At 47.7% G+C, this 12,659-nt stretch carries 10 protein-coding genes; all 10 read left to right on the plus strand.

Annotation, left to right across the window (positions count from 1 at the left end):
• Position 1 precedes the first annotated feature (1 nt).
• The 10 genes from MCG98_RS04925 to MCG98_RS04970 all read left to right on the plus strand — a co-directional run bounded on the left by MCG98_RS04925 (position 2) and on the right by MCG98_RS04970 (position 12,635).
• Positions 2–1,954, plus strand: coding sequence for a hydantoinase/oxoprolinase family protein (locus tag MCG98_RS04925; protein ID WP_240300685.1), 1,953 nt, complete (start codon positions 2–4; stop codon positions 1,952–1,954).
• Between the two features lie 51 nt (positions 1,955–2,005).
• Positions 2,006–2,854, plus strand: coding sequence for an alpha/beta hydrolase (locus MCG98_RS04930; protein ID WP_240300686.1), 849 nt, complete (start codon positions 2,006–2,008; stop codon positions 2,852–2,854).
• Between the two features lie 22 nt (positions 2,855–2,876).
• On the plus strand, positions 2,877–3,365 hold the full coding sequence (locus MCG98_RS04935) for an RbsD/FucU domain-containing protein (protein ID WP_240300687.1): 489 nt from the start codon (positions 2,877–2,879) through the stop codon (positions 3,363–3,365).
• Between the two features lie 9 nt (positions 3,366–3,374).
• Positions 3,375–4,736, plus strand: coding sequence for an MFS transporter (locus MCG98_RS04940; RefSeq protein ID WP_240300688.1), 1,362 nt, complete (start codon positions 3,375–3,377; stop codon positions 4,734–4,736).
• A 19-nt stretch (positions 4,737–4,755) separates the two neighbouring features.
• Positions 4,756–6,510 carry a cobalamin-dependent protein gene (locus MCG98_RS04945; RefSeq protein ID WP_240300689.1) on the plus strand — a complete coding sequence of 585 codons (1,755 nt, stop codon included), beginning with the start codon at positions 4,756–4,758 and terminating at the stop codon, positions 6,508–6,510.
• 23 nt (positions 6,511–6,533) lie between these two features.
• Positions 6,534–7,595, plus strand: coding sequence for a DMT family transporter (locus tag MCG98_RS04950; protein ID WP_240300690.1), 1,062 nt, complete (start codon positions 6,534–6,536; stop codon positions 7,593–7,595).
• Positions 7,596–7,617: 22 nt separating this feature from the next.
• Positions 7,618–7,884, plus strand: a complete 267-nt coding sequence (locus MCG98_RS04955; RefSeq protein WP_240300691.1) for a hypothetical protein — start codon at positions 7,618–7,620, stop codon at positions 7,882–7,884.
• 229 nt (positions 7,885–8,113) lie between these two features.
• The gene (locus tag MCG98_RS04960) at positions 8,114–9,136 is read left to right on the plus strand and encodes an ROK family protein (protein ID WP_240300692.1); all 1,023 of its coding nucleotides are present in this window, start codon (positions 8,114–8,116) and stop codon (positions 9,134–9,136) included.
• Positions 9,137–9,223: 87 nt separating this feature from the next.
• Positions 9,224–10,249, plus strand: a complete 1,026-nt coding sequence (locus tag MCG98_RS04965; RefSeq protein ID WP_240300693.1) for an ROK family protein — start codon at positions 9,224–9,226, stop codon at positions 10,247–10,249.
• Between the two features lie 118 nt (positions 10,250–10,367).
• Positions 10,368–12,635 (plus strand): excinuclease ABC subunit UvrA, encoded by a 2,268-nt coding sequence (locus MCG98_RS04970; protein ID WP_240300694.1) that lies wholly within the window; start codon positions 10,368–10,370, stop codon positions 12,633–12,635.
• The last annotated feature ends 24 nt before the right edge of the window (positions 12,636–12,659 follow it).

Here is a 12,659-nt window from a genome sequence, read left to right on the forward strand (position 1 = left end):
TATGAAAAAAATTCTGGGTATTGATACAGGCGGTACATATACAGATTCTGTAGTACTTGAGGCCGGGACAAAAAATTTACGCTATAAGTCAAAGACGCTCACTACAAAGCATAATCTCAGGCAATGTATTGAGACATGTTTTGAGCAGATCCCCTCGGAGTTCTTACAGGATATCTCAATGGTCTGCCTGTCTACGACGCTTGCGACCAACGCGATTGTTGAAAATCATGGATGTAAAGAAGGACTGATCCTGGTTGGAAAGAGACCGAAGGGCATGATGCCCACAGACCGCTATGCGATTGTTGAGGGCCTTTACGATATCATGGGGAGAATGAGGCGCCCGCTCAATCAAGAGGAGATCATACGAACCATTGAGAAGTTCCGTGATAAGGTCGATGCCATTGCGATATCAGGATATGCAAGTATCCGGAATCCTGCACATGAAATCTATATTGCAGAGATGGTAAGGGAACGGCTGGATATTCCGGTTGTCTGTGCACACGAGCTGACCTCTACACTTGGCTATTATGAGCGTACCGTCACAGCCGATCTGAACGCGCGGCTGATTCCGCTGGTATGTACTCTGATAGATTCTGTAAAACATGTCATGGAACGTCTCATGATCGATGCACCGCTTATGATCGTCAAGGGGGATGGGAGTCTGATGACGGATGCATGTGCCAGAAGCAAGCCGATCGAGACCATTCTTTCCGGGCCGGCTGCCAGTGTCATGGGAGGCGTATATCTCTCCGGGGTACAGGATGCGTTTGTGATGGATATCGGAGGTACGACTACAGATATTGCCAATGTAGTGCAGGGACAGCTGGCAATTCGCAATGAAGGGGCAAAAGTCGGCAGATGGTATACACATGTCAGGGCGGCGGAAGTATTTACGGCAGGTCTGGGAGGAGACAGCCGGATCTTTGCTGACGGAAATAAGCGGATTCAGATCGGACCGGAAAAGTCGATTCCCTACTGCATGGCATCGGAAAAATATCCGGAATTGCTGTGTGAACTGGGAGAAATCTACGTCAGCGATGCCTACCGCTATTTCCGGCATCACGACGAAGAGGCATATGTACTGATCCGGAAATACCGGAAGCTTGCCTACACGAAGGATGAAGAGATTATTATTGAAATTCTGAGGTCTTCACCGCACACGCTCTACTATCTGGAACATAACATACAGGTAAAAAATCTCAGAGGGCTGATCTCCGAGTTACTGCGGGAAGGTGTGATCGGACGTATCTCTCTTACACCGACGGATGTGCTGCACTGTTCCGGTGCGTATCGAAAATGGCCTTCAAGAATATCTGAACTGGCGACAGCGATAGCAGCAGATCAGATGGGAATGACACTGGACAAGTATATCCGTGTCGTTCACAAAACAATAACGCAGATGCTCAACTGCGATGCAATTCAGGCAGCGATGTACTTTGATCATCAGGGATTTGATATACAGAATGATCCTGCGGCAGACTATTTTATCAATTACCTGTATTTCGAGCATAAATCTGCCGTACTCACAGCTTCTTACCAGCTGGAAAAACCTGTTGTTGCGATCGGAGCTTCCGCAGCTGCATGGACGAAGGACCTTTCCGGGAAGATGGATACTGAGGTTATCATCCCGGAGCATGCGGAAGTGGCAAATGCTGTGGGGGCAGCGGTCGGAAAATCAATAGAAAAAATTGAAATCCTGATTCGCCAGGACAGTGTAAGCGGCGATTATATCGTTTATTCACCGGTTAACAGGCGATGTTTCAAAACACTGGCTGATGCGGCCAGGTATGCCAGGAGAAGTGGAAATGAATGTATCGAGAGACTGGCAGAGAGCAGAAACTATGATGTCAGTGTTCAGGAAGAGGATACAGAAATTGAGGATGTAACCAATGGCAGCAGGACGTTTGTAGAGAGAGTTGTAACGGTCAGGGCTAATTTTCACAACTGCGGATAAATTTAAGGAACAGATTTATTTCATATATCATAACTAAGAGGGAGGCGACAAATGGCGAACAATATTTTAATTCCAACACACGAAAACTGGCATGAGTCAACCAAAATGGTTCTGCTGCCAACGGGTATCCGAATGGCCTATATGGAATGCGGAAATTTGCAGGGAGAACCGCTCGTCATGATTCATGGATTCTCGGATTCCAGCAGGATCTGGCGCTCTGTGATGCAGGAGATGGGAAACGATTACCACTTTTATGCCGTGGACCTGCGGGGGTTCGGATTAAGCGACAAACCCGAACAGATGGTCTATACCATAACGGAGCATGCTTCTGACATTGCAGCCTGGATGGAACAGATGGGACTTGGTCCGGTGCTGCTGATGGGGCATTCCATGGGTTCCATTGTGGCGCAGACAGTAGCTGCGTTTTGCCCCGAACGGATACGCTGCCTCGTGCTTCTGTCAACGTTTTCCCATATGCACGAGACACCTGAGCAGGTGAGGGAAGTCAGGGAATTATACGACAGCCTGGATATCCAGCATGCGTCAGACGATGAACTTCAGAAAATATTTGTGCCGGATCCCGGCAAGCTGGCGGATGTATCTTTTTTGCCGGGATATCTGTCGACACTGCGGGGGATCAGGGGGAGGGGGCTGACTGCGGCATGGTTTGGAATGTCCCTTGCGGACAACCGGAATTTCCTGCAGTTCATCAAAGCACCGGTTCTGATCTGCTGGGGAAGCAAAGACGATATTTTTACGAAAGAATATCAGGATGAGATGCTTTGTTATCTGCCGGAAGCAGAGTTTGAGACCTTTGAGGGGGTGTCCCATGATATTCCGACGGAGGCACCCAGGCGTACAGCCGATGCAGTACATACATTTTTTAGCAACTGTCCATAATCAGCCGTCAAAGGAGGAAATGATGAAAAGAAGAATTTTAAATGAGAGATTAGCAGCAATTGTAGCGAGTATCCGTCACGGAGAAATGTTGTTTATCGCCGATTCAGGAAGCGGGACCTGTCAAAAGGCACTGTATCCGCTTGCTCCGGATGTCGAATATCTGGATGTGGAAGTGGTTACCGGTTCCCCCCGCTTTGAGGATATTGTGAGGACTCTTGCGGAGGCGGGAGACTTTGAGGGGGCGATCATTGCCGAGGATATGCCGGATCAGAACCCGGCGGATTATGGAGTGCTGGTCGAACTCTTTGGAAAAGAAAAGGTAAGGGAAATCAATTATGCGCCGGATTACTATGATTTGAGGAACCGATGTAAAGCGGTGATTCAGACGGGTGATGCAGGGATTCATGCACAGGCTGTCCTGATTGCAGGATATCCGAGCGCAGATATCGATATCGAGGTCCTGCTGGGACACAAAAAGTTTACGACGGTGCCGAAAAAAGACAGAACATAGGAGGAGACGATGGAAACAATAAAAGCAAAGCTCTCCCTGAAATCCAAAGCCGGGTATATGTTCGGAGGCGCGGCACAGACCACGATCGTCACGCTGATCAATGTAGTGCTGACCTATTTCTATACGAATGTCATGGGACTCAATATTGCAAAAGTAGCCCTTATTATGTTGATCAGCCGGTTCTTTGACGGCGCCAGCGATGTTGTCGCAGGTGCCATCATTGACAGAACCCGGTCCAAATACGGGAAGGCACGTCCGTGGCTGCTGCGCATGGCGCTCCCTCATCTGATCGGTCTTATCGCCATGTTTACCGTTCCTCCTTCTTCGGAACTGTTTCAGCTGGTATACATATTTGTCGCGTACAACTTTGCCAACACTGTGGTAAATACGATGGCAGGACTGGCGCTCAGTTCCCTGAATTCCCTGATGACCCGTGACAGCAATGAACGCGGACAGTTAAATGCGTTTCGCCAGTTTGGCGCACCGGTCATGGAGCTGGCAATCTCGGCGGTTACAATCCCGGCAGCCAATTATCTGGGCGGGGACCAGAAGGCGTGGATCATCGTTATCACCTGCTTTTCTGTAATTGCCACGCTGTGTTATCTGTTGTGTTTCCTCTGGTCGAAGGAAACCGCACCGGAGGAACGGGGAGTTTCCGGAGAAGCTGTTCCGGTGGGAAAAGCTTTTCAGGCGGTACTTAAGAATAAATACTGGTTCATCTGCCTGATCGTTTGGATTATGTGCACCTTTTACCTGACGATCTCGGGCACAAATCTCTCATATTATTGCCAGTATCTCATGGGAAATGTGGAATATATGAGTATTCTGACAACGGCAGAAAAACTTGCGACCATTATACTGACAGCGGTGGCAGTTCCCCTCCTGCTGAGGCGGACAGGCAAGCGAAATATGATGCTGATCGGTTCCTGTGTGGTGGCGGCAGGACATGCACTGGCATTTATTGCTCCGCTGAACCTGACGCTGGCAGTTGCAGCTGCGGTGTTAAGAGGTTCAGGTATCGCACTCTGCTTTGCCGTTCTTTTTGCAATGATCGCGGATTGCGTGGAGTATGGACAGTGGAAGACCTCACTTAGAACAGAAGGAATCATCTTCTGTGCCGCGACCGTTGGACAGAAATTTGGCCAGGGGGTTGCCAGCGCCATTGTCGGCGGCCTTCTGAACGGGGCAGGGTACGACGGCACACTGGCTGTGCAAGGTCCGATGGCGGAGGGCATGATAACCAATATTTATCTGCTCACTCCGATTCTGTGTTTTGGCGTAATTGCAGTATTCATGCTGTTTTATAAACTGGATGTGGAAATGCCGGGGATCATGAGAGACCTGGAGGCGCGTAAAGGAGAAACCACTTGACGAAAAAGGAGGTATGCATATGGATCAGGCGTTAAAAGAGTATATTGCCAGTCTGAAGCCGGAAGGATTTCCGGATGGAAATGCGCTTGTAAAAGAAGGAATGGAGATGGCGAAGGACATTCCGTGGAACAAATCCAGATTTTTGAAAGAATACGGCTATGAGAGCCATCTGGAGTACAGAAAAAGAAATCTGGCAGACGGAAAACAGACATACCAGCTGTTGATGGGGCTTTCGACGCTGGAGGAAGAACTTGAGGGAATTAAGAAAATTGATGAGTTTGCCAAAAGGACCGGGTTTGAAGTGCGCTCCATGCAGTCCATCCCCAGTTCACTGGTGGGCCTTGCACCTGAATACTGGGAGGGAGCGCCAAAACCAACCAGTTACATGATGGAGAAAGAGGAAGACTGGATCGCCCATACAGATGCGGCACCGGTTGATATCTGCTGGCAGGACTGGCACCTGGCAAGCCCCAATAATCTGAATGAGACCAGATACGCATTAAAGGCGGGCACATCCAGGCTGGGCTGTTTTTCGACCTTTACCTGGGACTATCCGGGCTATCACGATGAGAAACAGAGGTTTTCTGATATGATGCGCACAATGGGCATCCTTGCGGCAAAGAAAGATGAGGGAATGGACTGCATTACCTATCCCGAGGATGGTTTGCCGGGCTACTTTATGGACATTGTATCTTACGTTGGCTATGAGATGGTGGAGCATTATATCATAGAGGACCTGTGCGGTGCAAGAATGTCCTTCTCCTACGGGGGATTACTCTCAGAGATTCTTCCAAGAATGTCATTTGCACTCGCGATGGAGAAACTGTATGGAACGCCGGATCACCCGTTCGTGACGTACTATAACGGTTCTACAAATGAACAGTGGGATCATGATCTGGAAGCAAACTACGGACTTGGTGCCTCGGAGATGCTGATTCAGTCGGTGATCAACCTGAAATACAATATGCCGGTTGTCATCAATCCGGTCTCTGTCACTGAGGCGCAGCGCGTTCCGACTCTGGAAGAGCTGTTCAACATTGTAAAATGCGGAATCGGTGCAGAGCGCAAGGCGAAGGAGTGGCTGTCGATTATCGATTTCTCGAAATTTGAAGAATTAAGAGATCTTCTGATTGAACAGGGGTCCATTTTCTATCATAATGTAATGGAAGGGTTCCGGGAGTCAGGTGTCAATGTGGAGGATCCACTGGAGATGGTCATGGTTCTGAGGCATTTTGACCCGGCAAAATTTGAACAGGTTTTTCATCCCAGCATGGAGCGGTATGGTTACTTTGTGCCGTATGTTCCGACGGTGCTGGGGCGTGAAACGGTAGAGAAAGAAAAAGAAATCGTTGCAGAGCTGAAGGAAAAGGGCTATGAAAACGCGGTCAAAGGCAAGAAGATCATCTGCGCATCCGCGGACGGACATAGCTATGGACTGCAGCTGATCGATACCGTATGGCGTGAGATGAATGCGGATGTTGTCAATGCAGGAACCAACATGGAGGCATCCTTTGTACTGGACCTTGCGGATGAGGAGGATGCGGATGTCGTCATTGTAAGTGTACACTGCGGACAGAGCCTCGATTATGCGAAACTTGTCGCTGAGATATCCAAAAAGCGGAATAAAAAATACAACGTCGTGATGGGTGGCGTGTTGAATGCCATGCTTCCCGGTTACACAGAGCCGGTTGACGTAGCTGATCTGATCAATGAAATCGGAGTTTTTGCAACCAATGATTTTGAAAAACAGATTAACTACATTGCAGAAAAATAAGAAAAAGCAAGGGAGAGAATAAAATGGCATCATATAATGTAAAAAGCCAGACGCCGCAGGAGGCGTACAACGCCAGAAAAATTAAAATGGCACTCAGCGGAATGAAAATAGCACTTCTGCTGCCAATATCAGCGATCATCCAGAACATTTTCAACTCATCTGTTACGGATACCGTATCGGGGCGACTCTCTGATAAGGTCATTATCAGCATTATGATATCCATTGTACTGCTGGGAATCGGAGATATCTTCGCAGGTATATTTACCTTTATTTATAATATGGTGAAGGGCAAAGGACTGAAAGAATATAAGAGAACCGCGTCTATGAAGGTTTCATGGATGATGCTTCTGGCAGCGGCATTTGCAGGCCCCCTTGCCACAGGCTGCTGGATGGCGGCGACGCCGTTCTGCGGACTGACGACGGTAGCAATCGTGACCAGCCTGGGTCCGATCCTGACGGCAATTTTTGGACGGTTTTTCCTTCACGAAAAGCTGAATGCACGTATTTACCTTGGCATTATCATCGTAATTGCAGGCGCGATCGTTGCGGGATATTCAGGGGCAACGGGCGCAGGGAGTAATTTCATACTCGGTATCATCCTGGCATTCATGGCACCCATTGGATTCGCCGCTGAGGGACAGTTCTCCACATTTGTGGGAGACATCATTGATCCGAATGTGGGCTGCGGATTCTTCCGCTGCTTCGGCTCTGGTGTCATCGGACTGATCTGTATGGCAGTATTGGCTGCAGCTACAGGGAATATCGCGGCGTACGGTCTGATTTTTAAAATCGTATTCACAAGCCCGATGACACTCCTCTTCGTAGCGATGATGGGACTCCTTGGGGCGATTAACTACAATTCCGCTTATCTCGCCTTCAACAGAACAGGTCCGTCCAGAACACTGGCGATCGACAGCTCAAGACCCGTATGGAGTATTATTTTTGGGTACCTGTTTGCGATCCTCGGAGTACAGGACTACTCTGTAACAGCCCTTGCCGTTGCAGGCGCGGTGATCGTAGTGGTAGGATTGTTCCTTGTGATCGGCAAGCCATCGGAACTGGTCAATCTGAGAAATGTAGAGTAGAAACAGAAAAGGAGGAACGATTATGCAGCTGCCATTAAAGACAAGGATTCTTCAGTATGCGCTTCTGAAGGAAGAAGATTTTACTGTAGATGATATCATGAAGGGTATTGAAAATGAGTACAAAGGCGAGCGTCTTTTCAACAAAAAACTGATTGAGGAATACTTTCAGTCTTTTGTAGGAATTGGATTCTTTGAGGAGTCGAGACTTGAGTTCGACAACAATGGAGAACTTATTACATATTGCAAAGCAACAGATTACGCCAAAGACAGATGTAAAATGTTGATGTAATAACAATCTCCTGATCCATATACTCCTTATATACTTCTAAAAGGGGGTGCTGCCTGTTAGCTGAGCTACCGGGCAGCACCTTCGCTCTCTGTCCCGGTATCCCGCTATAAAATGCACATGAAAAATATTGACAAACAGGTATTAATATATATAATAAAAATATAAAGTATAAGTGTCATAATAAAAAACCAGGCGAATTGGTCCCATGAATTAAAAAGGAGTTCGAAACATGAGATTGAAAAGCATATCAGAACTAAAGAATTTTAATACAGAACGAATTCGTGAAGCAATACAGGGAAAGAAGATATTTACAAAATCAATGATCTTCCGAGATACATCACTCAGTATGGCAACCTGCGGCAATACGATCAATGATATGATTGAGAACGGAGAAGTCATACAGGTAGACCGGGAAGAGCTGCAGATGGGACGTCCGGTCGCACGGTTTACCTACAACAGGGATTATCTGCATGTTATGGGTGCATCGGTTTTTACCGAAAATCATAAATACACCGCAAAGATCGTGATCACTGATGCACTTGGGGACACCCTGAATCATAGATGCTGTGATTATGAGGAATTTAATTATGAGGACCTGCTGCAGCTTTTATCAGAAGAGCTGCAGATGGATCCGCTTATTAAAGGGATTGAAATCGGTGTCCCGGGGGTCATAAATGGGGACATGCTCGAAAAGTGTGATATCCAGTCTTTGGCAGGGCTCAAACTGGGACGCATGATTGAAGAGGAATTGCATGTCACGGTGCAGGTGAAGAACGATATGGATTACATGGCATACGGCGCATACCATACGAAATCTGAAAAGAGGGGCAACCTGGCAGCACTTTATTTTCCGCACGACAGTAAGGGGATCGTTGGCTGCGGATTTGTCATTGACGGCAGGGTTTTGAAAGGCTTTTCTAATTTTGCGGGAGAACTGTATGCGATTCCGGAGGCATTTGGGATTTCCAGACAGCAGCAGGCAAATGCGTGGAAGTGCAGAGATGATTTCCTGAAATATGCAGCGGCTATGATACTGACGGTTGTCGCCAGCATTAATCCGGAGGAAATCATTATCATGGGAAGTAATGTGCAGGACGGGGAGCTGTCATGGATCAAAAACTATTGTGCCGGTATCATACCGGAGAAGCATATGGTCAATATCAGCATAGATGATAAATATAAAGAAACCTACAGCAGTGGACTGATCAAATCAGCGCTGAACAGGCTTCTGTTTCCGGTTTCTGAAGTTTAAGATTGATAATCAGAAAAAAGTAAGTTATAATAACACATATAAATAGTGTTATTATTAATTGATGAAATGTAGGTGAAGGAAAAGAAAATGGTATCTTGGAGCACACCGGATCTTAAACTTTACAATAAAGAGCTGATTCGGAAAGAAATTCAGAATAACGAAACATGCAGGAAATCACAGATTGCACAGCTGACCTCACTGAGCATCGGGACGTGCAACACGGCGATCAACGAAATGCTGAGAGACAATGAGATCATTAAGGTCGATCAGGAAGAACTGATCATGGGGCGCCCTGCGGACAGATTCTGTTACAATAAAGATTATTTCCATGTGATGGGAATGTACTTAAGCGGAGAGCACAGATGTAATCTGATTGAATATGCTGTCGCGGACGCGCTTGGAAATGAGAACATACATGAATCTCTCGAGACCGAAGTTATCACGTATGAGGTGATCGAGAAGATTGTAGATGAAATGCTGACTGCTGATCCCCTGATCAGGAGTCTGTCTATTGGAATACCCGGAATCACAAGCAGCGGAGTCGTGGAACGGTGTGATATTTCTACGATTGTCGGAGTGGATCTGGAGGGGCAGCTGCGCAGAAAGTTTCATATCGATGTGGAAGTGCGCAATGACATGGATTTTATTGCGTATGGAGCCTATCATACGATTTACAATGGATCTGCCAATATGGCGGCTGTATTTTTTCCGTCTGAGAGTGAAGGTACGGTAGGCTGCGGGTTTGTGGTAAACGGAAAAGTCCTGAGAGGTTACACTAAGTTTTCCGGAGAAGTTTCTTATATTCTGGAGGGATTCGGCATTTCCAGAAAGCAGCAGGCCAAGTACTGGGGGGACCGGGACATCTTTCTGGTCTACGCAGCGCAGATCGTCCTGATCATCATCGCCACACTGGACCCGGAGGAGATCGTGCTGATAGGCAATGGCATCCACCAGGATGAAGTACCGGTAATCTCAGAGTTCTGCAGTAAGATCGTATCCGACAGTCATATTCCAAAGATCATTGCGACCAGTGACTATGCAAATAATTATATTAAGGGGCTGGTCAGAGCGTCCATCAACAGAATCTCTTTTCCAATTTCCGAGCCGCTTTAATCACAGAATATCTAAATCAAAAACAATGCAGTTTAAAAAAAGCTGCATTATTTTTGCACAATTAATATAATACTTATAATAAATGCCGTATAATAAGCCTGAGATTATGGAGGTACATATGCCTGAATTTATTAAAATTCGCGGAGCAAGAGAGAATAATTTAAAGAATATCAGTCTGGACATTCCAAAGGGAAAGATTGTCGCCTTCGTCGGTGTGTCTGGTTCAGGGAAAACATCAATCGTTTTTGACACTGTTGCATCGGAATCCATGCGGCAGCTCTATGAGACATTTCCGCCGTACGTAAGAAACAGAATGCCGTACTACCAGGCGCCAGAGGCGGATGAGATATGCAATCTGACAACGGCAATCGTGATAGATCAGAAGACATACGGCGGCGACGTACGGTCAACGGCAGGCACGATGACTGATATCAGTCCGATGCTGCGGATCCTCTTTTCACGATGTGCCGACCATTCCGCGGGGGCATCCAGCGCGTATTCCTTTAATGATCCGTCTGGCATGTGCCCCGTATGTTCAGGGCTTGGCAGAACCGTCCGGTTCAACATGGACAGAGTGCTGGACATGAAAAAATCGCTGAACGAGGGGGCGATTCGTCTGCCGGGGTTCCAGATCGGTACTTATCAGTGGCAGATGTATGCGAACAGCGGAAGGTTTGACATTGATAAACCATTAAAGGACTATACCGAAGAGGAACTGGACTTTTTTCTCCACGGATCGGATCTCATCGTCGAGATTAAAAATACCACCGGAAAAGTGTGGGACAGCTCTTACAATCTGACTTACGAGGGGCTCCTGGACCGCATTGACCGTCTGTATCTCAATAAGGCAAAAAAAACAGCCGGCAAAGCCGCGATAAACCTGGTCCATGATTTTACGGATGAGAGTGAGTGTCCGTACTGTCATGGAACAAGACTGAAGCCGGAAGCGCTGGATAGCAAGATTGCCGGATACAGCATCTGGGATATGGGACAGATGGAAGTTACCGAATTGATATCCGTTCTTCAGAATATCGAAGATCCCGGGATTGAAAGAGTGGCGGAGAAGATTGTCGCCCGGCTGAAAGATATCGATAATATCGGGCTGGGCTATCTGAATCTGAACCGAGCTGCCAATACGCTGTCGGGCGGGGAGGCACAGAGACTGAAGATCGTCAGGCATCTGGGCAGCGGCCTTGTAGGCATTACTTATATTTTTGATGAGCCAAGTGCAGGTCTGCATCCGAGAGACATCGTCAGACTGAATACGTTGATGAAGCAGTTGCGGGACCGCGGAAATACGGTGCTCGTTGTGGAACACAACAGGGCGGTCATTGACATTGCTGATGAAGTTATTGAAGTGGGACCCAAAGCCGGACGCGGTGGCGGCAGCATTATTTTTCAGGGAAATCTGGCTGATCTGATGAAGGCGGATACTCCGACCGGACACTGGTTTCGTGACCCCGCAGCCATAAACCAAAATCCGAGAAAAAGCCGGAATTTCCTGGAACTTAGAAACTGCAATATGAATAATCTGAAGAATATTGATGTAAATATACCTGTCCATGCGCTGACGGCGGTCACGGGCATTGCCGGATCGGGGAAAAGTTCGCTGGTGTGCGGCGAGCTGATCAGGCAGTATCAGGATGTGATACATATCAGCCAGTCCCCGATCGGAGCCAACAGCCGGTCTAACCCGGCAAGCTACATCGGCATCATGGATGATATACGGAGGGAGTTTGCCAGGGCCAGCGGCAAAGGCGCCGGATGGTTCAGCTTTAATTCCAGGGGAGCCTGCCCGGTCTGCAGGGGAAAGGGAATCGTAATGACGGAGATGGCGTTCATGGATCCGGTCACTGTTGCCTGCGAGGCATGCGGGGGTAAAAGATATAATGATGAAGCGCTATCCCATAGATATTGCGGTAAGACAATTGCCGAGGTGCTGGATATGACGGTTGCAGATGCGATGGAATTCTTCAGGACGCCCAAGATCACCGCCAAGCTGCGCACACTGAGCGAAGTAGGGCTTGATTATCTGACCCTGGGGCAGCCGACATCGACTTTGTCCGGAGGGGAATGCCAGAGAATCAAGCTGGCGGCACATCTGAAGAATAAAAATGGCATTTATGTCATGGATGAGCCCGCCTCAGGCCTGCACGGCATAGATATCAGACTGCTGATGCGGCTGCTGAACCGTCTGGTTGATAATGGGAACACGGTCATTGTGGTAGAGCACAGATATGATGTAATCTGTCAGGCTGACTGGATCATTGATATGGGACCGTCAGGCGGAACAGGGGGCGGAGAAATTATATTTGAAGGAACCGTCAGAGATCTGCTGCACTGTGAAAACTCATTTACAGCAAAATATATGAAAAGGGAAATTTAAAGCTCCGAAAAAAAGTTATTATAA

The sequence above is a fragment of the Ruminococcus sp. OA3 genome, assembly GCF_022440845.1.
Lineage (GTDB): Bacteria > Bacillota > Clostridia > Lachnospirales > Lachnospiraceae > Ruminococcus_G.